The organism is Sphingomonas sp., assembly GCF_042091075.1.
GTDB lineage: Bacteria > Pseudomonadota > Alphaproteobacteria > Sphingomonadales > Sphingomonadaceae > Sphingomonas.
On the sequence record NZ_JBELIE010000035.1, the window covers coordinates 1 to 23,401 of the forward strand.

27 protein-coding genes and 1 tRNA gene are annotated in these 23,401 nt (G+C 65.2%); 7 read left to right on the top strand and 21 right to left on the bottom strand.

What is annotated here, in order from left to right; translation table 11 throughout:
- From ACFDSW_RS05370 to ACFDSW_RS05390, 5 genes are all read right to left on the bottom strand, one after another.
- On the bottom strand, positions 1–2,279 hold a 2,279-nt coding region (locus tag ACFDSW_RS05370; RefSeq protein WP_375249249.1), incomplete at its 3' end, for a glutamate synthase central domain-containing protein.
- The gene (locus ACFDSW_RS05375; protein WP_375249250.1) at positions 2,276–3,013 is read right to left on the bottom strand and encodes a DUF2059 domain-containing protein; all 738 of its coding nucleotides are present in this window, start codon (positions 3,011–3,013) and stop codon (positions 2,276–2,278) included. The genes ACFDSW_RS05370 and ACFDSW_RS05375, both read right to left, overlap by 4 nt.
- The gene (locus ACFDSW_RS05380; RefSeq protein WP_375249274.1) at positions 3,010–4,437 is read right to left on the bottom strand and encodes an NAD(P)-dependent oxidoreductase; all 1,428 of its coding nucleotides are present in this window, start codon (positions 4,435–4,437) and stop codon (positions 3,010–3,012) included. The genes ACFDSW_RS05375 and ACFDSW_RS05380 overlap by 4 nt, the downstream gene beginning before the upstream one ends.
- A 162-nt stretch (positions 4,438–4,599) precedes the next feature.
- Entirely contained in the window at positions 4,600–5,409 is an 810-nt protein-coding gene (locus ACFDSW_RS05385) for an undecaprenyl-diphosphate phosphatase (protein WP_375249251.1), read from the bottom strand.
- A gap of 74 nt (positions 5,410–5,483) precedes the next feature.
- The gene (locus tag ACFDSW_RS05390) at positions 5,484–6,413 is read right to left on the bottom strand and encodes a complex I NDUFA9 subunit family protein (RefSeq protein WP_375249275.1); all 930 of its coding nucleotides are present in this window, start codon (positions 6,411–6,413) and stop codon (positions 5,484–5,486) included.
- Between the two features lie 255 nt (positions 6,414–6,668).
- Here ACFDSW_RS05390 and ACFDSW_RS05395 point away from each other — a divergent pair.
- From ACFDSW_RS05395 to ACFDSW_RS05405, 3 genes are all read left to right on the top strand, one after another.
- Positions 6,669–6,755 (top strand) — tRNA-Leu (locus tag ACFDSW_RS05395).
- A 174-nt stretch (positions 6,756–6,929) separates the two neighbouring features.
- Positions 6,930–7,598 (top strand): hypothetical protein, encoded by a 669-nt coding sequence (locus ACFDSW_RS05400; RefSeq protein ID WP_375249252.1) that lies wholly within the window; start codon positions 6,930–6,932, stop codon positions 7,596–7,598.
- Between the two features lie 558 nt (positions 7,599–8,156).
- Positions 8,157–8,939, top strand: a complete 783-nt coding sequence (locus ACFDSW_RS05405) for a DUF1828 domain-containing protein (RefSeq protein WP_375249253.1) — start codon at positions 8,157–8,159, stop codon at positions 8,937–8,939.
- 15 nt (positions 8,940–8,954) lie between these two features.
- On the opposite strand, the gene ACFDSW_RS05410 is transcribed toward ACFDSW_RS05405, so the two are convergent.
- The 8 genes from ACFDSW_RS05410 to ACFDSW_RS05445 all read right to left on the bottom strand — a co-directional run bounded on the left by ACFDSW_RS05410 (position 8,955) and on the right by ACFDSW_RS05445 (position 12,235).
- Entirely contained in the window at positions 8,955–9,518 is a 564-nt protein-coding gene (locus ACFDSW_RS05410; RefSeq protein ID WP_375249254.1) for a hypothetical protein, read from the bottom strand.
- A gap of 28 nt (positions 9,519–9,546) precedes the next feature.
- Positions 9,547–9,819, bottom strand: a complete 273-nt coding sequence (locus tag ACFDSW_RS05415) for a hypothetical protein (protein ID WP_375249255.1) — start codon at positions 9,817–9,819, stop codon at positions 9,547–9,549.
- Positions 9,819–10,046 carry a hypothetical protein gene (locus ACFDSW_RS05420; RefSeq protein ID WP_375249256.1) on the bottom strand — a complete coding sequence of 76 codons (228 nt, stop codon included), beginning with the start codon at positions 10,044–10,046 and terminating at the stop codon, positions 9,819–9,821. Before ACFDSW_RS05420 ends, ACFDSW_RS05415 begins: the two co-directional genes overlap by 1 nt.
- Positions 10,040–10,471, bottom strand: a complete 432-nt coding sequence (locus ACFDSW_RS05425) for a S24 family peptidase (protein ID WP_375249257.1) — start codon at positions 10,469–10,471, stop codon at positions 10,040–10,042. The genes ACFDSW_RS05420 and ACFDSW_RS05425 overlap by 7 nt, the downstream gene beginning before the upstream one ends.
- A gap of 2 nt (positions 10,472–10,473) precedes the next feature.
- A complete protein-coding gene (locus tag ACFDSW_RS05430) occupies positions 10,474–11,049 on the bottom strand; it encodes a hypothetical protein (RefSeq protein ID WP_375249258.1) in 576 nt (191 codons plus the stop codon).
- Between the two features lie 137 nt (positions 11,050–11,186).
- Positions 11,187–11,447 carry a hypothetical protein gene (locus tag ACFDSW_RS05435; protein ID WP_375249259.1) on the bottom strand — a complete coding sequence of 87 codons (261 nt, stop codon included), beginning with the start codon at positions 11,445–11,447 and terminating at the stop codon, positions 11,187–11,189.
- A gap of 3 nt (positions 11,448–11,450) precedes the next feature.
- A complete protein-coding gene (locus ACFDSW_RS05440; protein WP_375249260.1) occupies positions 11,451–11,873 on the bottom strand; it encodes a hypothetical protein in 423 nt (140 codons plus the stop codon).
- Complete coding sequence (locus ACFDSW_RS05445; RefSeq protein ID WP_375249261.1) at positions 11,870–12,235, bottom strand: hypothetical protein; 366 nt, start codon at positions 12,233–12,235, stop codon at positions 11,870–11,872. The genes ACFDSW_RS05440 and ACFDSW_RS05445 overlap by 4 nt, the downstream gene beginning before the upstream one ends.
- A 129-nt stretch (positions 12,236–12,364) precedes the next feature.
- Here ACFDSW_RS05445 and ACFDSW_RS05450 point away from each other — a divergent pair, with 129 nt between their 5' ends.
- Positions 12,365–12,616, top strand: a complete 252-nt coding sequence (locus ACFDSW_RS05450) for a multiprotein-bridging factor 1 family protein (RefSeq protein ID WP_375249262.1) — start codon at positions 12,365–12,367, stop codon at positions 12,614–12,616.
- Here ACFDSW_RS05450 and ACFDSW_RS05455 read toward each other — a convergent pair.
- Positions 12,600–12,863, bottom strand: a complete 264-nt coding sequence (locus tag ACFDSW_RS05455; protein ID WP_375249263.1) for a hypothetical protein — start codon at positions 12,861–12,863, stop codon at positions 12,600–12,602. The two genes, ACFDSW_RS05450 and ACFDSW_RS05455, sit on opposite strands and share 17 nt — an antisense overlap.
- 1,278 nt (positions 12,864–14,141) lie before the next feature.
- On the opposite strand from ACFDSW_RS05455, the gene ACFDSW_RS05460 reads away from it, so the two are divergent.
- Positions 14,142–15,107 (top strand): hypothetical protein, encoded by a 966-nt coding sequence (locus tag ACFDSW_RS05460; protein ID WP_375249264.1) that lies wholly within the window; start codon positions 14,142–14,144, stop codon positions 15,105–15,107.
- Here the strand turns inward: ACFDSW_RS05460 and ACFDSW_RS05465 are convergent.
- Complete coding sequence (locus ACFDSW_RS05465; protein ID WP_375249265.1) at positions 15,054–15,662, bottom strand: sce7726 family protein; 609 nt, start codon at positions 15,660–15,662, stop codon at positions 15,054–15,056. The two genes, ACFDSW_RS05460 and ACFDSW_RS05465, sit on opposite strands and share 54 nt — an antisense overlap.
- Positions 15,663–15,737: 75 nt before the next feature.
- Between ACFDSW_RS05465 and ACFDSW_RS05470 the strand changes: the two genes are divergently transcribed.
- On the top strand, positions 15,738–15,986 hold the full coding sequence (locus ACFDSW_RS05470; protein ID WP_375249266.1) for a hypothetical protein: 249 nt from the start codon (positions 15,738–15,740) through the stop codon (positions 15,984–15,986).
- Positions 15,987–15,995: 9 nt separating this feature from the next.
- Here the strand turns inward: ACFDSW_RS05470 and ACFDSW_RS05475 are convergent, their stop codons facing one another.
- The 5 genes from ACFDSW_RS05475 to ACFDSW_RS05495 all read right to left on the bottom strand — a co-directional run bounded on the left by ACFDSW_RS05475 (position 15,996) and on the right by ACFDSW_RS05495 (position 21,391).
- Positions 15,996–19,160, bottom strand: a complete 3,165-nt coding sequence (locus ACFDSW_RS05475; RefSeq protein ID WP_375249267.1) for a hypothetical protein — start codon at positions 19,158–19,160, stop codon at positions 15,996–15,998.
- Positions 19,157–19,492, bottom strand: coding sequence for a D-Ala-D-Ala carboxypeptidase family metallohydrolase (locus ACFDSW_RS05480; protein ID WP_375249268.1), 336 nt, complete (start codon positions 19,490–19,492; stop codon positions 19,157–19,159). Before ACFDSW_RS05480 ends, ACFDSW_RS05475 begins: the two co-directional genes overlap by 4 nt.
- Positions 19,413–20,135, bottom strand: a complete 723-nt coding sequence (locus tag ACFDSW_RS05485; protein WP_375249269.1) for a hypothetical protein — start codon at positions 20,133–20,135, stop codon at positions 19,413–19,415. The genes ACFDSW_RS05480 and ACFDSW_RS05485 overlap by 80 nt, the downstream gene beginning before the upstream one ends.
- Positions 20,136–20,311: 176 nt before the next feature.
- The gene (locus ACFDSW_RS05490) at positions 20,312–21,106 is read right to left on the bottom strand and encodes a hypothetical protein (protein WP_375249270.1); all 795 of its coding nucleotides are present in this window, start codon (positions 21,104–21,106) and stop codon (positions 20,312–20,314) included.
- A 54-nt stretch (positions 21,107–21,160) separates the two neighbouring features.
- Positions 21,161–21,391, bottom strand: coding sequence for an HGGxSTG domain-containing protein (locus ACFDSW_RS05495; protein WP_375249271.1), 231 nt, complete (start codon positions 21,389–21,391; stop codon positions 21,161–21,163).
- Between ACFDSW_RS05495 and ACFDSW_RS05500 the strand changes: the two genes are divergently transcribed.
- Complete coding sequence (locus ACFDSW_RS05500; RefSeq protein ID WP_375249272.1) at positions 21,375–21,695, top strand: hypothetical protein; 321 nt, start codon at positions 21,375–21,377, stop codon at positions 21,693–21,695. The genes ACFDSW_RS05495 and ACFDSW_RS05500 overlap by 17 nt on opposite strands.
- Before the next feature lie 196 nt (positions 21,696–21,891).
- Here ACFDSW_RS05500 and ACFDSW_RS05505 read toward each other — a convergent pair whose 3' ends face one another.
- The gene (locus ACFDSW_RS05505) at positions 21,892–23,307 is read right to left on the bottom strand and encodes an AAA family ATPase (protein ID WP_375249273.1); all 1,416 of its coding nucleotides are present in this window, start codon (positions 23,305–23,307) and stop codon (positions 21,892–21,894) included.
- Positions 23,308–23,401: the final 94 nt, after the last annotated feature.

The window sequence follows — 23,401 nt, forward strand, 5'->3', positions numbered from 1 at the left end:
GGGAACAGGTCGTTGACCAGACTGCGGCTGAGCCCGCCCGCTTCGAAATTATAGCCGCCGCGATAGCTGGAGATCACCGAGATCCCCATCTTCGACAGGATTTTCAGCAGCCCTTCCTCGATCGCCTTCTTGTGACGCTTCAACCCGTCCTCGAGCGGCAGGTCGCCGAACAGGCCGCGCGCATGCCGGTCGGCGATCGCCGCCTCCGCCAGATAGGCGTTCACCGTGGTGGCGCCGACCCCGATCAGCACCGCATAATAATGCGTATCGAGGCATTCCGCGCTGCGCACGTTGATCGACGCATAGGAGCGCAGACCGCGCCGGACGAGATGGGTATGCACCGCCGCCGCCGCCAGCACGCCCGCGATCGCGATCCGATCGGGGCCGATATTCTCGTCGGTCAGGAACAGCTCGCTCTTGCCCTCGCGCACCGCCTGTTCGGCCTGGTTGCGGATGCGCTGAATCGCGGCGCGCAGCCGCTCGGGGCCGCCGCCAGCCTCGAAGGTGCAGTCGATATCCGCCGCGCCATTGCCGAAATAGGCCTTCAGCCGCGCCCAGTCGGTTGAGGTCAGCACCGGGCTGTCGAGCACCAGCACGCGCTCGCGCCGGTCCTCGGTATCGAGGATGTTGGCGAGATTGCCGAACCGCGTCTTGAGCGACATCACGTATCGCTCGCGCAGCGAATCGATCGGCGGGTTCGTCACCTGGCTGAAATTCTGGCGGAAGAACTGGCTGATCAGCCGCGGCTTGTCGGAAATGACCGCCAGCGGCGTATCGTCGCCCATCGAGCCGATCGCCTCCTTGGCCGTCTCCACCATCGGGGACAGGATCAGCTCCATATCCTCCAGCGTCTGCCCGGCGGCGACCTGCCGCCGCGTCAGATCGGCGCGCGCGTATCGCGTGATGCTGTCGGCGGGCGCGGGGGGCAGATCGTCCATCGTCGAGAATTCGCCGATCATCGCGGCATAATTCTGCTCGGCGGCGATCCGGTCCTTGATCTCCCGGTCGCGCATCACCCGGCCTTCGAGCAGGTCGACCGCGATCATCTGGCCCGGTCCCAGCCGGCCCTTGGCGATGATCGTGCTTTCGGGCACGACCACCATGCCGCTCTCCGATCCGACGATCAGCAGGCCGTCGGCGGTCTGCGTATAGCGCAACGGGCGCAGCGCGTTGCGATCGACCCCGCCGACCGCCCAGCGGCCGTCGGTCATCGCCAGCGCGGCGGGGCCGTCCCACGGCTCCATCACCGAGGCGAGATATTGGTACATCGCGGCATGCGCGGGCGGCATGTCGTCCGCCATCGCTTCGGGCACCAGCATCAGCTTCGCGGTCGGCGCGTCGCGGCCCGAGCGGCAGATCGCCTCGAATGTCGCGTCCAGCGCGGCGGTGTCGGATGCGCCCGCCGGGATCACCGGCTTGATATCCTCCGAATGCTCGCCGAACGCGATCGACGCCATGCGGATCTCGTGGCTCAGCATCCAGTTCTTGTTGCCGCGGATCGTGTTGATCTCGCCATTATGGGCCAGGCACCGGAACGGCTGCGCCAGCCACCATTGCGGGAACGTGTTGGTGGAATAACGCTGATGAAAGATCGCGACGCGCGATTCGAAGCGCTGATCGACCAGGTCGGGATAGAAGACCGACAGGCTCTCCGCGAGGAACAGCCCCTTGTAGATGATCGAGCGGCAGCTCAGCGAACAGATGTAGAAGCCCTGGATCTGCGCCGCGATGACGCGCTTCTCGATCCGCCGGCGGACGAGGTACAGGTTCTTCTCGAACTCCGCCTCATCGACGTCGCCGGGCAGCGGGCCGGCGATCATGATCTGTTCGATCTCGGGGCGCGTGGATTGCGCCTTCACGCCGATCACGCTGACATCGACCGGCACCTGCCGCCAGCCGTAGATCGTATAACCCGCCTCGATGATCGCGCTTTCCACGATCGTCCGGCACGTCTCCTGAGCGCCCAGATCGGTGCGCGGCAGAAAGACCATGCCGACCGCCAGCCGGTTGGGGAGCGCCTTGTGCCCACCCGCCGCGATCGCATCGTCGAAGAAGCGCACCGGCAAATCGACATGGATGCCCGCGCCGTCGCCGGTCTTGCCGTCGGCATCCACCGCGCCACGGTGCCACACCGCCTTCAACGCATCGATCGCTGACTGCACCACGCGGCGCGAGGGCTTGCCGTCGGTCGCGGCGACAAGGCCGACCCCGCACGCATCGCCTTCGAACTCGGGGCGATACATGCCGTGTTCGGCGAGATACTGGCGGGGGTCGGTCATAGCGTGCCCTTCGGATCGTGAAGTTTGTCCTGCGTGACGCCGAGGGCCTTGGCGAGGGTCGCACGTTCGGCGGCGGTAAGGTCGTTGATCTTGCGCGGCGCGGGGAGGGCGGCAGTGGCTTTCTGCGCTGCGGCGACGAAACGGGGCATCTGCGCAATCATTTTGGGCATTAAAGCCTTCATCTGCGCGGCGACCGCCGGATCGGTCATGATCGTCATGTATCGGTTGGCGAATTTCTCGCCTGACGGGGTGCCGAAGAAGCGATCGACATCGTCCAGCTCGGCCAGCGTGAAGCGATGCGCATAGGCCTTGGCCATGCCCTCGCGCATGTCGGGCTCCATCGTCGTGAAGAAATCGGCCATCGAATCGATCATCGCGCGCATCGACAGGCGCATTCGCTCTTCCCAATGCGGATCGTAGATCGCCATCACGGTCGCCATGTCGACGTGATCGAGTTTGGCGGCTTCCTCCGCGGTCATCCCGCCGAGCTGCGCGAGCTGACGGAGCGGAAGCGCCTTCATCGACTGGCCCATGTTGCCGAGGATCGGGTCCATCATCGGCCCCATGATCTGCTTGTAGATACCCGGCGGCATCAGGTGCGCGGCCACCCGACGGGCGGCGGCCAGCGTAGCGGGGTCCTCGGTCACCGCGGGGGCGCCTGCCACGGGGGCTTGCGCGGTGGCGGGGGCGGCCATCACGAGCGCCGCTGCCGCCGCGAGGTGCGCGCGAATCACGCCGCCACCTTCGCAGCCTCGGCCTTCGCCTTCAGATACTTATGCATCGTTGCGGCGACGTCGCGGCCGTCGCGGATCGCCCATACCACCAGCGATGCGCCGCGCACGATGTCGCCCGCCGCGAAGACCCCGTCGAGGCTGGTCATCAGCGTCTTGCTGTCAACCAGCACGGTGCCCCAGCGAGTCACCCCCAGTTCGGGCGCGTCCCACAAATGCGGCAGTTCCTCGGCGTCGAAGCCCAACGCCTTGATGACCAGATCGGCGGGCATGTCCTCCGCCGCGCCGGGATCGACCTCCGGCGCGCGGCGGCCACTGGCATCGGCAGCGCCCAGCCGCATCCGGTTGGCCCGTACCGACGTCACGCGATCATTGCCCGCGAAGGCGGCGGGGGCGGACAGCCAGACGAACTCGACGCCTTCCTCCTCGGCATTGGCGACTTCGCGTTGCGATCCCGGCATGTTGGCGCGATCGCGGCGGTACAGGCACTTCACGCTCGCCGCGCCCTGGCGGATCGCGGTGCGCACGCAATCCATCGCGGTGTCACCGCCGCCGATCACAACGACGTTCTTGCCGGCCGCGTTCAGGCTGCCGTCCTCGAACGCCGGCACCGCGTCGCCGAAGCTCTTGCGATTCGACGCGGTCAGATAATCCAGTGCCGCGATGACGCCGGGGACGTCGCTGCCGTCCACCTCGATCGCGCGCGCCTTGTAAACGCCGGTCGCGATCAGCAGTGCGTCGTGGCGTGCGCGCAGATCGTCGAGCGTCGCATCGCGCCCGACTTCGAACGCTTCGTGGAAGACGATTCCGCCCGCCTTCAGCCGGTCGACGCGGCGCATCACCACCGGCTTCTCCAGCTTGAAGCCGGGGATGCCATAGGTCAGCAGCCCGCCAGCGCGATCATGCCGGTCATAGACGTGCACGTCATATCCCTGCGCGCGCAGATATTCGGCGGCGGTCAGCCCCGCCGGGCCGGCGCCGATCACCCCCACCGACTGGCCGCGCGCCGCCCCGGGGACGAGCGGCTCGACCCATCCCTCCGCCCAGGCGGTGTCGGTGATGAATTTCTCCACCGAACCGATCGTCACCGCGCCGTGGCCGCTGAATTCGATCACGCAATTGCCTTCGCACAGCCGGTCCTGCGGGCAGATGCGTCCACAAATCTCAGGCATCGTCGAGGTCGCGTTCGACAACTCATAGGCTTCGCGAAGACGCCCCTCGGCGGTCAGCCGCAGCCAGTCCGGGATGTGATTGTGCAGCGGGCAGTGAACCGAACAATAAGGCACGCCGCACTGCGAGCAGCGCCCCGCCTGGTCCTCCGCCGCGGGAGCCGCATAGCGTTCCGCGATCTCATGGAAATCAGCGGCCCGTTCGGTCGCTTCCCGCTTCGCGGGATAGGATTGCGGGCGATCAACGAACTTCAGCATCTCGGCCATCGGCGTCCTCCGATGACGCGCGTCTCATACCGGAAGCACGCTGTCACGCACTTTCCGACATATAGGACAGCGAAGCTGCCATAGAAATCCCGCCGTCAGGCGATTCGCTGCATTCTTCCGCCAAGCAGCAAGTTGTTTAGTCCCGAATCGGTATCAATGCCATGCAAGCGCTGCCAGGGCGATCGATCCGGCAACGATTCGATACCATGCGAAAGGGGCGAAGCCGTGACGGGTGACGATCGCCATGAACCAGCGGATCACGATCAACGCGACGATGAACGATACGACAAAGCCGATCGCGATCGCGGAGAGATGCGCATTGCCAAGGTCATGCCGGCTCTTCCACAGCGCCAGCGACGTCGCGCCCAGCATCGTCGGGATCGCCAGGAAGAAGCTGTATTCGGCGGCGGTCTCCTGATCGACCCGCATCGCACGCGCACCCATGATGGTCGCGCCCGAGCGGCTTACGCCGGGGATCATCGACAGGCATTGCACCACTCCAATGCCCAGCGCGACACGCCAGCTCATCGTCTCCACCGAGCCCTTTTCCGCCGGGGGCACGGTCCGCTCGATGAACAGGATCGCGATGCCTCCCAGGATCAGTGCCACCGCGACGACGAACGGCCCAATCGCTGGCGCTTCCAGCACCGCGCGGATCGCGGCATAGGCGACCATGCCCACGATCGCCGACGGCAGGAAGCCGAGCAAGATATTGCGCACGAACCGCAATGCGGCCGGATCGCGCCGCAACAGCCCTTCGCCGACGCGCAGGAAACGGCGCCAGAACAAGACGATCACCGCCAGGATGGCGCCCAGCTGAATGACGATGTCAAAGGTCGCATCGCCCCCCGACAGCCCGAGTAATGCGCTGGCGAGGACGAGGTGGCCGGTCGACGAGACGGGCAGGAACTCGGTCACCCCCTCGACGATACCGAGCAGGATGACGATCAGGATATCGTTCATGTCGCGGGTTCCCCCTTGCGATGGTGCGCGTGATGGCGGGCGGCGCCCGGTCCGCCGCGACGGGCGGCAGGGCGTCAGCCGCCGGCGCGCTCGATCAGACTGAAACGGCCTGCCTTGCGATAACGGACCAGCCAGCCCGGCGCGACCGAATCGATCGGCGTACGCTCCACGTCGAGCGCGTCCAGCCCCTCGGCGCCGGTCGACACGATCGAGTCGTGCCCCAGCATCTTCCACTGATCGCGCGAGATCGGCGTGCCCGGCAGCGCGGCGAGCAGCCCGCCCGCCGCATCCGGCAGCGGCAGGAATCGTTCCTTGCGCCCGATCAGCCGCGCGATCCGCTGGTGAAGCTCCATCATCGTCAGCACTTCCGGCCCGCCCAGCTCGAAGGCGCGCCCGCCGAACCGCTCCTCATCGATCAGCGCCGCCGCCGCCGCGCGAGCGACATCGCCGACATAGACCGGCTGGAAGCGCGCTTCCGGCCGCAGCACCGGGACGATCGGCAAGGTCGCGATCATGCCCGCGAAGCGATTGATGAACTGGTCTTCGCGACCGAACACGGTCGACGGACGCAGGATCGTGGCATGCGGCGCGAAGCTGCGTACGGCATTCTCGCCCTCGCCCTTCGACCGTGCATATTCCGAATCGCCATCGGCCTGCGCTCCGATCGCGGAGATATGCACCAGCGCCGCACCTTCGTCGGTCGCCGCCTCGGCGATCGTGCGGGCGCCGTCGACATGGATGCGCTGCTGGTTCGCGCCGAACGTGCCGACCAGATTGACGACCGCCGACGCCCCGTGCACCGCGCGCCGGATCGTGTCGGGCCGCAACACATCGGCGGCAACGAATTGCGTCTGTCCCAGGCCGCCCAGCGGCTTGAGGAAGAACGCCTGCCGCGGATCGCGCTGCGCGACGCGCACCCGCGCTCCGGCCTGCAGCAGCGTCTGCGCGATATAGCGGCCCAGGAAGCCCCCGCCGCCGATCAGCGTCACCAGCTTGTCGTTCATGCTGTCCTTCATTCGAAAGCCTTCAGCCCTGTAGCGCCCTTGCCCGCCCCGCCCCGCGAAGACAAGGGCGGTGGACGGGGCGGCCGCCGCGGCGACCGCGCCAGTACCCCGCCGGCGACCCCGCCACCCGCCATCGTCACACGAAACGCGCGCGATCCGGGCGGGCTCGCAACGATCGGAAAAAAGCCGGAGCATCGCAGAAGTTGCTGTTGACACGCCCCCGCGCTTCCCCCTAGAGGCGCCGGCCTACCCCGTGCCCAGATGGCGGAATTGGTAGACGCACCGTCTTCAGGTGGCGGCGCTGGTAACGGCGTGGAGGTTCGAGTCCTCTTCTGGGCACCATTTACCTAGCGCTAAGCGGTTGAATAGTCGGCATAAATTGTCGATCCCGCCCAGCCGTTCCCCACGATTGTTCCCTCATTCCGGTTTTGCTTGCCGGTGTGCAACCGTGAACAACGGTGGCCAACGTCGCGGGCCGATAGCGGCTTATTTACCCTGCAATGCCATAGACCCGCGTTGGAATACGCAACACGCGGCGGTGAAATTTTGAACGCGCACACGACCATCACGCCGATGAAGGCGGCTCAACTTGTCGAGGCCGCCGGCATCGCGGATGGCAAGCGCATCATCGCCGACTTCGCCGCCGGCGGCTTCGTGAAGTCCTATGCCCTGTCGATCGAGACGCTGGACATGCGCGGCGATAGCACCGTCGTCCTCGGCCCGAAGATCCCGAAGGCGATGTGGAAGCGTATCGTCCAGGCAGGTCGGACCACCGATGTGTGGACCAGCGGCACCGTTCACCTAGCCGGCGCCGCGATCATCACCGGGATCACCTTCAAGCCCGACAGCATCGACTGGCTGATCGCTCACCACGTTGGGGCGCCGCCATCCGTCGCGGGTTCGAGGAAGCCAGCCCCGGCTCGAGCCGTCGCCCCCGAGCCGACGTCCGAAGACGTTGGAGGCGTGCCGGTGGAGGTGGCCAAGGATCACCACGCGTCCCCGCCTGCTATCCCCCCTGGCGCGTTGTTCGCGTCGATGGAGCAGACGATGCGGGCGCTGAACAAGAGCCGGGGCACCATTTACAACCTGATCAAGCGGGGCAAGTTGGTCCGGAGGGACACCGGGCTTCGCTCGATCAGCATCGAGGTCGCAAGCATCCGGGCCTTCGCGGGCAGCGCGACCTGATCACCTTGCCTATGCCTGCAGTCTCCTTGCTCGTTGCGGTTAAGCGCCATAGCCTACGCACGACATTGTGGAGGGGGCGATGCGAGTCAGGCATCTGATCGCAGATCGGAAGATACAGGCCGCGGATACCGGCTGGCGCACCGACGACATGCCGCCGAGAGCCTGTCCCATCTTCCCGAAATCGCGACCTATCCGCGCTGGGTGGCAATGGCGAAGCGCTCCCGCTGCCAGCGGTGCCAAGAACTACCTGCTCGTTGCGCTGGTGAATCCTGATCGCGGCAACTGGAAGTCTTACCTGTTGATCGAGGTCCATGGCGCTTGGTCTGTCGTGGCCCGGTTCGAGTATCACGCGAGCCATCCAGGGACGCACCTGCACAGCCATTGTGGGCGGGGGGGTGTCGAGGTCGGCGCGACAGGCTTAGATCAACTCGCTCGTGCCCCTGCGGTCAGCTCGAGGCACAGGCGGACGGCCGCCTACACTCCGTCGACGTTCTGGCAAGCGGCGAGAGCCATTTTCCGGATTCACGACGATCTCGGTCCTCTATACAACCTTGCCCGATGAACGCCCTAGTCGATACAATCTGCTCAGCGTTCTGCGGGGAGCTACAAGTGCATCCGGTGCCGTCAGGCTACGCGATCAGCACCGCTTTTGCCGACGCGAGCGGAGACAAAATCAGCTTTTATCTGACAGAGGAAGAGGACGGATGGCGCGCCGAGGACGACGGCGAGTACCTGTCCGGCTTGATTGCGCGTGACATACCGTTCGACCAGGGCCCCCGGGCCAAGTTGCTTGACGCAATCCTTCTCGAGGCGGGTGCGTTCTGGGACCGCGACACCTACGAGATTAAGACAGCGCCCTTCCCCGAAGTGGATGTCTCGCGCCGATCCATCGATTTTTTATCTGCGCTGATCCGCGTCCGCGATGTCGCCCTGTGGAGCCGCGACCGGGTTCGCTCTGCGTTTCGCGACGACGTGATTGCAGCGATCAGGGATCGGCTATCCAATCAGGTCGAGATCGAGGAGAATACTGCTCCCCGTCCAGACCTGAAGGACTTTCCAGCCGACCTGCTGCTGCGCTCACTCACAAGTGACCAAGTGGCCAGCGTGTATTTGGTATCGTCCTCGGACAAGCTCAACGAAGCGCTGCTGGCCTATCGCGAGTTCGGGCAGCATGACCCGTCAATATCGGTGGTGGCGCTGCTGGAAGACGCGGAATTCCGAAACATTAGCCGTCACAAATATCAACGAGCTCAGAACCGTAGCTTGCCTATGGCTCTATTTCGCGGTGATGAGAGCGCAGCCATAGAACGGGTCGGCCAAGAGATGGGCGTGCTTCAATAACGAATTGAAGCTTCGTCAGCTCACGAACATCGCTTCGACGATCGCCTGCATCAGGACGCTCCGGGGCACGGGGACGCTGACGGTGGTGTAGCCGTGGTTCTGCGCGCGGCGCTGCCCATACAGCCCGATCCACTGACGCCCGTGCTGGCGCCACGCGCGTTGCAACGCCGGCACCGGTAACAGGACGCAGGTTGCGGCCGGCGCGTGCGCGTAGGCGATGAAGTCTGCGGCCAGCGGCTTCTGCACCCAACCGGGACGACGCAGCCCCTCATTCGACCATCGCTCCAGCAGCACGTCCGGCCAGTCCTCGGTCCGGATCTTCTCGTCGACCGTGTAGGTCCGTCCGCACGCCAGCGTCAGCAGCCGGTCGATGCCGCCGCGTTGAGCCCAACCGTCCTCTTCGACAGCGACAGCCGACATCAGCGTCGGGAAGGCGCGTCGGTAGATCGGGATCCACCAATCGTTGCCGTATTGCGCGGCGAGCGAGTGACTTTCGTCGAACCGGTGGACACGCTGAAACGCCTCGACTGCATTGCGTCGAGGCGGCGTGCGAAGGGCGGGACGCAGGCTCGTCGGCATCGGGGGCGGCGACGGCCATATCAGGGCGCTAGTCGTGGGCTTCCTCCTGTTCCCGGTCGTGGGTGTCTTCCTCGTCCTCGCGCAGATCTTCGAGGTCCGGGTCCCCGTCGATCTGGTCCAAGCGGTCGATCATGCGCTCGGTCAGACGGGCCAGCTCGGCGCGGGGCAGTGAGGGGATGATCGCGAAGAGAGACGACACACCGATGGCGTCACGACCGTGCGTCCACCGTCGGTGGCGGCGGCGCGGCCACGGACGAGGGTTCGGCGTCCGGTTGGGTGACGGGCGGGACAGGCGATCCATCAGCCCACCTGCCCCAGACTGCGCCGCTCGATAGCCGACTTGATCGCCTCCTGCCGCTCGGGCTGCCCGACGATCTGCGCCATGATTCCAGTCAGGTCCTCGGCATCGCACTCGTCGACAAGGAAGGCCAGCTTGCGGCCCGACATCAGGGCGTAGCCGCCGCCGATGGCGGTGAAAGCGCCGAGCCACACACCTGGGTCGAATCCGCGTGTCGATACCGTCAGCATCGCGGTGCCTCCTGCTTCAGGCGGAAGCGAGCCCGACCCTTATTGTCAGGATCGGGTTCCGCGTGCCCGACGCACTTGTGCGCCGCCAGGACGTCACTGGTGCGGAAGGTGTAGGTGCGGGGCGGGTTGATCTGCTCGACGACGACAAGACCGTCGAAAGCCCTGCTGAAGATCGGCGGTGGCAGCGCCATCTTCAGCCTCTTGACGCAACCTGGCGCGCCCCAACGCTGGGCATATGCATGGCTGAACACGAGGCCCACCACGTCGCCCGGCTCGGGCGCTTGCTCCTTGTCGAAGGTCAGAAGTGCGCCGTCGTTGATCACCGGCTCCATGCACCGGCCAGTGCCGCGAAGGGCGTAGAGCTGGGGCATGTCGTCAGGGTGGACGAACGGCATGGCGGGCGGGGGTGGGAAGGCTGTCGCCATGATCAAATCTCCCCCGCCAAGCGACGCACGTCGTCGGCGATGGCGTGGAGCTCGTGATGGCCGACTTCGCTGTCGGCCACGGTGCGTGCGATGAAGTCGAGCTTCGTCGTCACGTCTGCCAAGTTGGCGGCGGGCGTCGCCAATGCCGCGCACCAGAGCCGATGCCGCCGATCCGCGAGGGTGTTGGAGCGATCGGCGATTTCAGAGATGCGGAACCTTGCACGCGTCGCGGCTTCGAAGTCGCGCTTGCGCTTCGCCTGCGCGGCGAGCACGGCGTCCCTGCGATCATGCGCGGCAGCGAGTTCGCGGTGGGCCTGCCGCCAATCGTCGTCGCCCATGTCCGCCCAAGTGGGGTCGTTCACCACCTTGCGGGCGACCGCACCCGCACCGATCCGGTCGGTCGACAGACGCACGGCGTCGCCGAACGCGTTGACGAAGGTGGTCGCGCTTTCTTCGTGCGGCGGCGGGGGTTCAGCCTGATAGGCAGCGATTGCCGCGGCGCAGGCCTGTCGGGCGGGCATCTCGGTTTCGACGTCGAACCGCTCGCATTCGGCTTCGATACGGTCGTGCAGATCCATCGCCCGGCGAAGGCGATCACTCGGTCGAGGGGTAGGACGCGCACTTGTACCTGTGCTCGTGGCGAGCAGCGCAGCGGCCATGATAGCGGTGCTGCCACTAAGCAGGGACCGGCGTGTGGTGATGGTGCTGGCGGTGCTCATGCCGTCGCCTCCTCGGGCAGGGTGGCGGCGAAGGCTTCCACCTTGGCGGCGGTGCTGGCGACACGATCCGCCATGATCTTCACGGTGTTGGCGAGGGCGTCGACGATGCCGATCTGACGCGCGCTGACGTCAGGATCGCAGATCGTCTCCAAGATGCATTCACCCAGCGTCGCTATACGCACAGCGTCCGCCTCGATCGCCGCCGACAGGTTGATCAGCCCCTGCCGATCCTTCGCGCGCTTGATGTCCATGGTCATGGATCAGCCCTCCCCGCGCAGGTTGAGGATGGCGGCGAAGATCAGCTTCTCGTGCCAGTCCAAGCTGCTGTGCACGCGCCGAAGCGCCTGCACGTCCCCCTGCGCGACACCCTCGCGGTTCCGATCATCGCAGTGCGACCATGCAATCCATAGGCGTAGCTCAGCGGCGCGAATGCTGGTGTCGGGACTGTCGAGGATCGCGATCTCGGTCGCGTCGATCCGATCCCAATAGTCGTTGGCCCGCTCGTTATCGTCGAGCACGGTCGCGTCCGCCTCGAACTCACGATAAGCGGCGCATCGGGTTTGCCAGTGACCCTCGATGCTCGACGCCTTGGGAAGCTTGGACGCAGCCGCGGGACCGACGAGTGCGACAGCAGCGAGGCCGACGCCACCGACGAGGGCGCGACGGGTCGTGTGCATCGTCATGCCGCTTTCCTCCAGCCGCCGCCCGGCGCCCGGACCAGTCCGTTCTCCGCCGCCAGGTAGGCCGATTGCGCCTCGACGTAGTTGGTCGGGCCTGACGTCTGATCGACGCCGTAGAACGGACGGATCGGCAGGACGCCGCGCGCCTCGTCGTCCGGCGCTTCCCCATTCACCTCCAGCGGATCGCCGCTGGGATCGTCTTCCTCAAGGTCAGGATCGTCATCCTCGTTGTCGAGCCGCGCGAGCAGCAGGCCGACGCGATCGAACAGCATCGTCAGCTCGGACGAGATGGCGGCGCGGACGTGGATCGGCAGGCGCGAGCTATTGGTCCGCCGGACGCCCGGCGGTAGGGTGGAGACAGCCATATCACCTCCTCAACAGGTGTTGTGGTCAGGCCGGGGTGGAGGTTGCACCCTCCAATCCCGGCCGACTGATCGCTTTCATATCACCTTGAACGCTGGTGAACAAGGGTGAACTGATCTAGGTCCGATCACATGATTTCTATCGAGCAATGTCGCGCCGCCCGGGCGCTGCTCGACTGGTCCGCTCAGGTATTGGCAGACAAGGCCAGCGTCGGCGTCGCCACGGTGCGTCGATACGAGTCCGGGCACTCCGTCGCCGACTCGTCGCTAGCTGCGATGGAGGGGGCGTTCACGGCGGCCGGGATCACCTTCATCGCCAACGGGGACGTATCCCGTAATGGCGGTGAAGGCGTCCGGTTAGCCCCTCCTACGGCCCGGGGTTGATCACCACGACGCCGCCGCCGGCATGCCGATGGACGTCGATGTGGCAGGGCACACACAGCGCTTTGATGAACCGCCAGTCGTAACGGGCGGGGTGACCCAGCGGCAGTTCGTGATGCGCTTCCTGCGCCGGGTGCAGGCTGCAGCGCTGACACCAGGGATGGGCGTCGAGGAACAGCCCGTTCCTTTTTTGCCTCGCGTTCGGCTTACTGGTGCGCTTCTTCGAGCGCCAGGCGCGAGTGTTCGACATGTCATTTTCTCCTCTGCCAGGATTGGCAAAGGGCCCGGAGCTGAAGGGCTGTTGGCGGCTTGGGGTCGTCCGCCTCACCAGTCGGCCGGCGCAGCCGCTTCCGCCGATCGACAGGATGAGCTACAGCAACCGCACCGAAGGTTGCGGTCCCGAGGATCGACGAAGACGATCCGATCCGAGCGCGTGGACGCGCGACAACCTGTTAGACCGTCCCGCGGTCGTCGGCAGTCAACGCTACGCGCTCGCCGCGTAACGTTTACGGTGTTGCGCCTGAGCAGAGCTAGGGTGTGGCGGTGCCACACGTTAGCGGTATTGCGCCTGCGATTCTTCGAGCTTCAGCGAGCATCGTACGGCCGATCCCGTCGACGAGGCCGTTTTCAGTTCCCGGAATAAAAGAAAAGAGTGACTGTCGGGGCATTTCCGCATGCCCCGCGGAGTGAAACGGATTTATCCGGGAACCAGTGGCGGTCCGCGGCGACCAGTTGCGCGGGTTGAAACGCATTTACATGGGAAAGTAGAACTGCAGCGAGTTGACTGTGGATAGGTGTCTGCTTTCGCTACACAATCTGCCTATGGGCGAGCCTCCAGTCCCTCCCGACCGGCGGCAACCAACGCGGTGCTAGGCTGCGACGGCGATCAGCGAAGCGAGCGATCTAGCGCTGGTCTGCTGGGTTTCCCGGATAATTCGCCGGAGCGAACACAGTCCGGGATTTTACCTGTGTTTCGGTCGACTTTCGGCGGTGGGCGAGGAAGCGACCGAACTCGGGTCGATTTCGGCCGAGCGAAGCGAAAATCCCGGATAAATCAGTTTCATTCCGATGCGACAATTGTCACGAATCGTCGCCCGCTTAGCGTCTCCACCTTCAAGCACTCGCCCACGTCGAGTGCTAAGCGCCTCGACCTAGAACCGCCGTAAAATACCCGCTATTTGGGCGCTGGAGAGCCGTGGGACGACGAAAAAGATCGACAGGGGAAATTACCACCCAATAGCTGAAATACGCTCACGCGGGCTTGTATTGCCAAATTAGGCATAGTCGTTCATAATGCAAAAGCCGCGCAGGGGTGGTCTAGACCCCAACGCGGCTTTTGGACTGCAACGATCCGTTTGGTGGACCGATGCCGTGGTTCGTGGGCGCCTATAGCTTGTAGGCGCCCTACGGTCAAGGTTCCTCCCGCGGGATATAAAGGAACCGTTATATGGCCACCGCGGCCCCGATTACGCTATCTCATCACCCGCTGACGCAGGGTCAGCCCTACGTATACCGGTACGTCCCGGTCATGAAAACGAAGGCCGGTGAAATCACGGCTCTCGACAATCTTCCGGCAGCTGTCCGTGATCGCATTCTGCCACTGTTCCATGTCACGGAGACGTTGAAGCCGACGTTCGTTCCGGGACTGGCATCAGTCTGGGCGGGTCGACCCGCTGGTGTAGACGGCTCGTTCAACGCCACCCAAAGCGGCTCCACCGCCACCGTCGTTGCTGCGATCGCGGCGATGCGCGCCAGCGGCATTCGCGCCCTCCCGTGTTGGAGCATTACTGATCCAGCGCCCTATCAGCAGGTGTGCGCCTCGCTGGTCGACTCACATGGCGCGATGGTGAAGACGAACCTGCACTCAATTGGCCTGGCTCCTGCCGCGGTCAGCCAGTTGGGCGTGTGGCCATCGTCCACCGATCTAATAATCAGCCTGGGGCACCTCGCCGGTCAGGACCCGCAATCGTATGGTGGTTACGTGGCGCACCAGCTCGCAGGTCAGAGTGCGGTGCTGGCGTTGTTCAGGTCCGTAACTTTGGTTGGCGCCGCCGCGCCTAAAGATTACTCCGCCCTTTCATATGGCGCGAATGTCCTCCCGCGGACTGATTGGCTGATCTGGCAAGTTGCACGGAGCGCGGTGCCCGGTCGGCTGGATTACGGAGATTTCATGACGGGTCATCCGGACCTAACCGAGCCGCCGGGTGCAGCTATGGCGAAGGCCACAGTCAGCGTGCGCTACACTCGCGACAACGACCTGCTCGTCATGAAAGGCTATGCCACCACAGGTCCGAATGGTCAGCCTATGCGGCAACAATATCAGGCGCACGCCGGTGTTCTTCAGGGCAGCGCCGGCTTTTCTGGCGTAAATTCTTGGGCGGATGCTCAGATCAGTTTGGCTGCGGGTGGTGCGCCGGGCATGGGCAGTCGTGCGAAATGGTCAGCCTTCTCGGCCAATCGCCACATCTGCTTGGTCGTTGACCGGTTGCCCTAACCACTGCTGACGACGTTTCAGGCACTGTCGCACTGCTTGTCGAAGCTCGTTCAGACCCAAGGTTGAAACGAGCCTCTCGACCACACGTTCTCGAGATGCGCCGCGAACACCGCGGGCGGCGCCGTGGCTTTCCAGGATGTCGATCGCTTCATCTCGCCATAATAGGCGGGCGATCTGCGCAGGTTCGATCGCGGGATTGGTGTCGCCGGCGCGCTCGACGACCAGCCGGACACGATCGCCGTCGTCATGCGCCACAATGACGCCCCACCAGGAAGGGATCTCTGCAGTGGCGCGGGGGAGGTGCTTTTCAGCGGCCACTAAGTGCACCCGATCGAAGACAGCGTTATATAACGCGGCCTGCGCCGGCAGGCGCTGCAGGGTATCTCGGGCGCTCTTTATTTCGTAACCGGCGAGTTCGCCGTTTATGACGGCCAGGTCGACGCGCACAGCGCCGTTCCAGATACCCATTTCTTCGACAATTCTGGTGTCGGCATCGCCCTCGTGTTCGCTTGCTAAGCGACCGCGAACGGCAATCCGGACGTCAATGTCACGCATCCGCGCCCCCCTACGCATGCTCGAACGTTGTGTCACGGTCTGTCCGGACACGCCAGTGCTCGCTATGACAGCCTCGTGGACGTCCGGCCCATCATCGCGGTTTCGCTCGGTATCGCACTCTTTCGCGGCGTCATTTCGCCGTTGATTGCCAGATACCTGACTTGGAAACACGGGTCGCGCGAACTCGTCGCGCGTCGCAACTGGCGCGGGATATACGTGCCCGATCTGACAGTCAGACGAGGCGAGCGCGTATTTTGGCTGGCATATCTGAGCCTTGTTGTGGTCGCTGCAGCAGTTGGCTGGACGGTTATGGTGCATCGCTAAGGCTACTTGTTACTGGTTGACCGGCGCCACGGCAGCCTGACTGCCGATCGCTCGACCGAACATGCCAAGGCGCTTCGGCGTCGTGCGGGACACGAAGTCTTGGAAGGCGCGCTGCTGAGCGAGCATCTCCATCACCTTCGTCAGTGCGGCGCTGGGGTCCGGATTGAGCAGGACCGGCGCCAAGGCGTCCGCCCTCGCTTCAGACATGCGGTTCTGCCCTCGCGCCATCCAGTTCTTCAGGCCGCCGCCGGCAACCCGCGCGGCAGTGCCCGGGATCGACGCGCCGCCGGTCGTGAGCGCGGCACCGGCGTGAAGAGCTCCTTCAAGGAGCGGGCTGGCGGAAGCGAACGCGTCGTCGGCAATCTGTCGCTGGGCAGTCCTGGAATTGCCGAGAACCGCGTTCGTCGTCTGTGCCAGCCGCTTCTCGATGTCCAACATCCGAAGCATACGCTCGACGCCCGGGTTGTTGGGGAAGACCGTCTGCAGTCGATCGCGCGCTACAGGCGAGCCAAGCGTCGCGTCCCACGGATTTCCGCTGTCCCGAACCCGGCCAGCGTGGTCGACCATCGCACCCCGATAGCCCAGCTGCATCTGGCCAAGATGCTCCGGCGTCTGGGTTGCGACCTGCATTCCCAGCTCGTCCGGGTGCAACCCATAGGCGTCCACTCCGCGGGACAGCGCGTCACGGGACCCCATCGGCCCAGCATAGGCCTGGCGGGCGGACGCGAAGTCCGGGTTCAGCCGATCCACCTCGTCGAGAAGTTGCCCGCGGACACCGTTCTGCGCCCGTCCGGCTTCATCAAGCTGCAGGCGGCCGGTAATCGGGTTGCGCTGCTCCTCCAGCACGTCGTCCATCCCGCGCTTCACATAATCAAGCGTCTGCGTGGTATAGGACGGGACGGCAGCGGCCATCGTCGGGTCCGGCGCGCCTCGAAGCCCTGCTTCAGCCAGCCGCATATTCGACCGGGCGACTTCGACGGCCTGCCGGGCAGCTTCCATGTTGGCGCCGGGCGTCGATCGAGCCGCCTTGTATGCCGCTTGAGCGTCGTCAAGGGCAGCCCGCGCGCCCAGGTGCCGGGCCATCATGGCGTTAGGCTGTGGGTTCAGCACCACGTCGCCGGCGTCGTCAAGCGCGAAGCCCATCTCGGCCGGAGCGCGGCGTTCGTTCGCGGCGATGGTGCGGGCCCGTCCAAGCGCCTGCCGGCCGAACGGCGTGTTCAACACCGCATCCAGCTCAGGGGTGCTCGGCACTGGGTTGCCGTAGGCCCGCGCGTAGTCCGGTGCCGCGGCGGCACGCGCCTGCTCCATCATCTCGGCACTGCGCTGGGGGATGTTGGCGGTCGGCCCCAGGTTCGTGTCCACGGCAGCGGTGAAACGATCATACTGGCCGCGCCCGCGTGGAAGCAGGGCGTCCTCGGCGAAGGACGACGCTGTTGGCGAGCGTCGCACTGCCGCGCCGGCGAGCTCGCGCAGGTTGGGGTTCGTGTCGGCCAATGACATCGGGATGTTGAAGTTGCGCGCCTCGGTGAGCGCCCCCGTGACGTCGTTGGGGCCCGCCCGGTTGATGGCGTCCATGATGGTGTTGTCTGCAGCGCCCAGCGGCCGGGCTACCGGCAGCATCGGGATGCCGAAGATGCCGCGCACCCGATTGGACATAGCGGTGACTGGGGCCGTCCTGGCCAGCGCCCCGATACCCTTGGCGGCCTGATTGCCGACGAAGTTGCCCCCTGCGCCGCCTACCGCGCCGAGGGTGCCGCCGAGCAGTCGATTGTCGTTGCTCTGCCCAGCGCCCGAGAGCGCGCCGAAGGCGATGTCCCCGACGAGTTGCGGGTTGGCCAGACGGGAGGTGATCCCGGCCGTGCGGCCAAGCGCGCCCAAGGCCGTCATCGAGCCGACCGTGCCCAGCGCTTGACCCGCGAACGCCGCCTTGGGGTTCGTGGAGAACGCCAGCTGCTTGCGCGCATTCAGGTCGGCCAGGTCGCCCCCGCCAGCCATGCTTGCGATCTCGTCTGTCAGCCCGCCTAGACCCGCGTCCAGTGCGGCATATATGCCGGTGCCGGTGGGCGACGCGGCGAACCGCTCCCATCCCGTCGTTGGCACCTGACGGTTCTCGAGGTTGACCGAATAGCCGCCTTTGTAGCCGGGGTTGCGGCGCCTAAAATCGAGTACGGCGTTGACGCTAGCGGGGTCAGCTCGCGCTCCGACCTGGGTGAGATAGTCACGGACCGCCGCGTCGGACGCGCCGCTGCGAAGCATAGAAGCCACCCGCGCATTGACGCCCGCTAGGGACGGGTCACGCTCGGTCTTCGTCGCTCCCGTGGCCAGCGTTGCCGCGCCGCCGCCGCCATTCCCGCCATCGCCGTAGAAAGCGGTCGAGCGCGTCGGCTGGCCGCCTGACGGAGGCAAAGACGATCCCTGTATCCCGCCCCCGATCACCGGCGGTCCGGCTCGCTTCCGGCGCTTGGCAGGATCGAGGTCACCTTCCAGATCGGTCCCGCCGGCGCCTTGATAGGCTCGGGTGTAGAGGTCGATGACACGCTGAACGTTGGCCTGATACTGGCCGTCGCTCTGGCTGGTGTCGAGGTTGGACAGGCTGCTGGCGAGCGCCTGGAAGTCGCTGTTGGACAACGGCGTCAGCGGGTTCTTCCCGCCGTTCGTCTTCGCCATTTCCATGATGCGCGTCAGCGCGCCCGCATTCTTCAGGGTCTCGGTGTCCTGCCGAACGTCATAAGCTCCGGTCCCTCCGATGCTGCCCATGGTGGACGCACCGAAGCCGGTTGCGAACCAGCCATCCCGCGACCGCTGCTGGAGCGAGCGGGCAAGCCTGATCTTGTCCAACGCTTCGGCACGGACGCTATCGAGGTCGCGTTGGCCGGGCTGCTCCGTCCCCTTCTCGGGCGGCAAGCCTGGGATGCGCACGGCCTGTCCATTCGGACCCATCATGTAACCGGCAGGCAGGTTCGGCTTGTTGCGTTCGGAGAAGCGGACGGCGTCACGCGTCGCGGCCTGTAGACGAAGCTGCTGATCTAGGGCGGCGCGCGCCATCGCCGCGTCGTCGCGGGCGACCTGACGGGGATCGCGTTGCATCGTGATCGTCGGGTATCCGCTGGGACCAGCCTGCGTGTCCTGGGGCTGGGACCAATCCTCGTCCCACGGCATCTTCTGTTGCATCATCGTGCTCCGATCGTGCCACGGCGACCGTGGTAAGGGGTGCGGCCATAACCGCGCTGTTCGACGTGGAGGTGGTCGCCTTCATCGAGGATCCGTGCGGCGGGGCCGAAGTAGCGCCGCAGGTCGGCAACGGTGGTGTTCGCGTAATCTGCGGCGTCCCCACGCAGGTGAGCGCTATTCGGGACACCGCCGACCAGTCGGTTACCCTCCACGGTTCGCCGACCACTGGTCATGACGCCGGGCGCACCGCGGGGATCAGCGAAAGGTGGCACCGCCGGGGGACGATGCACCTCCCACCGGGACCCAGCTGGTCCGGTCGTTGGGGTTGCCGCCATTGAAGCGATAGCCGTTGCGGACGGTGCCGACCGCCGGGCCAGCGCCTTGCGGTCGTCCGCCTGCGCCGAACGCCGTGCGCGGCATGAAGGTCTTGGTCGGATTGCCCTGCGGATCAAAGCCATCGACCGCCATCATTGGTGGCGTCGCGATGCTCTCGGCCCGCTGACGGTAAAGCGCACGTCCCTGCGGTGACGCGGGGTCAATGCCGGCGGCGCGCATATATTGAGTGAACTGGTCATCTGGATTGTCGCGCTTCCATTGCTCGCGCCACATCCATTCTTCGCGTTCGGCTTGTCGCTGCCGAACGGCGTCCATCATTCGACGCTGCTCGATCTGCTCCTGCAATCGACGACGGACACCAGGTGCGGGCGCACCTGTCGCTGCAGCAAACAGAATGTTGCCGATCTTTTCTCCCCATCCGCCGCTCTCAAAGAAGCTGGGCTTCCGGCTGCGAGCATTCGAGAGATCTACTGGCGTTGACAGTCCAGCATAGTCGATAGCGGACGATGGCAAATTGCCGGTAATCGACGAAGCTTGCTGTCTTGCCGGCAACACTTCTGCAGCGGCTGGCTGCGCTAACGCGCCGGCAAGGATCGGTGCGGCGTCAACCCCTGCTTGCGGCCGCTGGAGGGCTTCAGCCAAGAATGAACTGCCAGCTGTTGCCAGAGACCGGCGGTCGTCAGCTGGCGACATATTCTGACGATCGAATACGCTGCTCGGGACACCTTGCTGCAGAGCCCATTCGCGTAAGTCGAATTGACCCGCGAGTCTCGGCTCCCCGGGTTGGCGCTCTCGCAGGCTCGCTCCGAACATCGCCATCAGCAGTTCCCCCGCGGCTCGATGAATTTCAGGATCGTGGGACGATGACGGACAGCGCTGGCGATCGCCGGCATACGTGAGTCATTCACCAACAGGCTCAGCCAAGCCGCCATGCTTTCAGTGCCAGTGTCGACTAGGATCGACAGCAGCACGGCCGCCTCGGCGACGGCGTTGTCCGCCAGCGCGGCCCAACCCTCGCCATACTCGTATTCGGCTCGCTTGAGCAGGATACCGGCCAGCCGACGCATCTGATCGGCGTCGCCTGAGACGGATCCGAGTCGCGCATACAGCTCGCCCGCGGTCAACGCTTCGATCGGGTCTGACCCGCCGATTTGCAGGAGCCGGAACGCCTCATCACACAGCGAGGCGAGAGCGGTCAGATCGCCCTTCGCCGCCGCCGACAGGTTCTTGAAAACCAGTACGTCCGGCGCGTGGTGCTCGCCCTCGGGCGGCTCTCCAAGCTCTTCCAGCGCTTGCTTCGCGTCCTCGTCGTCGAATGATACGAGGTGCTTCAGCACCCGCCGGGCTTCGCCCTCATACCATTGGGCGTTGTAGACCGAGCAGCGGCCGACTTCGAATTCGGCACGGGCAAGTAGAACGCCAACGAGTGCCCGATTTTCATCAGCGCCGCCGCAAGCGGCCGCGAGGCGCGCCCACGTCTCTGCCGCTGCCAGCGCCTCGATCTTGCGACAGGTGCCGGCCGCACCCGCAGCGATAGCGTGATCGACCAAGCCGAGCTGCGCAGCGACGTTGCCGGTCGCAGCCAACTGGATCAGATCACTGCCTTCCTGCATCAGTCAGCCGCCTAGAAAAATGATCGTTTTCATATCATATCTTTTCGGAAAAGTCTAGGTTTTCAGCGCCCGAAGTAGCTTCGCGACCCGCGTGAACCTGAGCGATCGAGCACCATGTTTCAGGGCGTTGCTATTTCCGAGCTGGCCGCCGCTGCCGACTGTTCCGCCGTGCATGCGGCACCGCTTCCGCCCTCGAATCGCCGGCGACTGGCATTGTTGGTGGGACCGTGTCGTGGCCAAGCATCGCGGGGCCTGATGGGCACTGTGCATGGGGTCGTTCGTCATATCGGGCACTTCCCATCCCTCCGTTGTAGTTCTCGATGAAGACCGCTTGCCCGTCCGGGCCGACGTGGATGTGGCGCACAGTCTGCTCTCTTGGCTGATGCATCTTCACCAGTGTTTCGAGCGTGGTTCGGGATTGGGCCTGCGCCTTCAACGCCAGCCGGAGGTAGCGATCGGCTGCGTCCGGGAACTGACCGAGGTTGAGGTGGGCGCGACGCACCATCTGGGTGAACAACGTGTCGAGGCTCAACGCTTGAGCCGTCAGCACACGGTTGATCGCGGACAAATCCTGGCTGGCCGCTTCTGACGCCAAGTCTCGCATCGCCTCTGCCATGTCGGGCACGCTCGCTCGATCCCCGGCAAACAGGTCGGCGGACGCGTTCAATGCGAGCGCGGCATGCCTCACCTCGGGTTCGAGCTCGCCCCGTGCGACCGCATATTCCGGGGTCTTCCCCTCGATCGCGACAACCTGCAGCTCCGCCGTATTCTTCTTCTCGGTCGGCTTATCGCCCATTGAATTCCTCCCATCCGGGGATCGGCTCATCCCCAGTTTCGCCCGGCGCCAGGATCATCTTCGGCCTGCGCGCCACGTCCGCGGGACGTTCCTCACCACCACCCACCGCCCTTTTAGGGGCGGTGGTGGTGGGGAACGGCGTCCCCACTTCCTCACCGTTCCTCACCTGCTGGTGGGGAGGTGTGGAATGGTCGTCCGCCCAGCGGCCCACGACGATGAACGGACGGGCGTTGCCGCGGCCGTCCTTGCGGGTTTCCTCGACCAGCATGCCGTTGGTCGTCCACTCTCTGAGCAGACGTTTCACCCGCGCCTTGTCGGTGATCTTGTTCAGATCGAGCTCGAGGACGCGGGCAACGACTTGGCCGACCCACTCGGGCGACTGGTCGCTCTTGCGCCACTCCCCGGCATCGACGTCGCGCTGCACCTGACGCAGGTGTTCGGTCGTGACGCCGTCGAACGTGTCCGGCGGGGTCCAGCGAGCGACGACGCCGATGTTGTCTCCGGCGCCGATGCCTTCACCGTTGCCGAGATCCACGGACGCCATGCGATACCATTCGGCATCTTCGGCGGGGGCGCGGTTGTGCTTGTCGTCTTGGACGTTGAAGTGACGGCGGCGTTCCCCGTCGTCGGCGATGCCGAACCGGGTGGCTTCCTCCGTGTCCATCCGGTTGAGCACCAGTGCGATACGCGCGGCGTTGATCAGCGCCACCGCGCCGCGCGACATCTCCGCCGTCACCTTCTGCCCGCCGAGCTTCTTGGTGTGGTGCACCAACACGATCGCACAGTTCGCCCGCTTCGCTACCCGCGCCCATTCCTTCGCCACCGCGTCGACGGCACCGTTGTCGTTTTCGGACACCGTGTGCGACGACACGAAGGGGTCGACGATCAGCACGTCCATCCGGCGGCCGATCAGCTCTGCGACCAGCGCTTCCACGACCGGGTGCAGGATCTTGAATCCGTCCTGATCCTCGGTGGCGACACACAGGGTCGCGCCGTCCAGGCCACTGTCGACGAACAGCCGATCGCCGCAGTCGTTCTGCCCGACGTGGTGGTGCAGCGCCGCAGCGTGGATCTGACGCGACAGCTCGTCACCATCGTCTTCGAGATTCCAGTACCAGACACGCTGCGGGCCTTCCCAGATCGTCTTGCCCAGCAACGCGCGGCCGGTGGCCAGTGCGAGGATCGTCGTGGCCATGAGCGACGATTTCCCGACGCCGCCCGGCGCGACGACGGCGGTGATCGTGTTCCGCAGCAGCCAGCGCCCGTAGACCCACGGCCTGGCCGGGATCGACTTTGGGTCGCGCCATGCGAACGGCGTGGCAGCGATGGCCACACCGTTCGAACCAGGCGGAGGCCGATGGGCATCAGCCTGCCCAATGCGATCGGCGATAGAAGCCACCGTCATCGGTTCGCCTCCATCAGTTCTTGGTTGAAGTCCTTGGCCGGCGACAGTGGGTAGATGATCCGGACTTCCCGCCCTTGAGCGGTGAACGACTCCA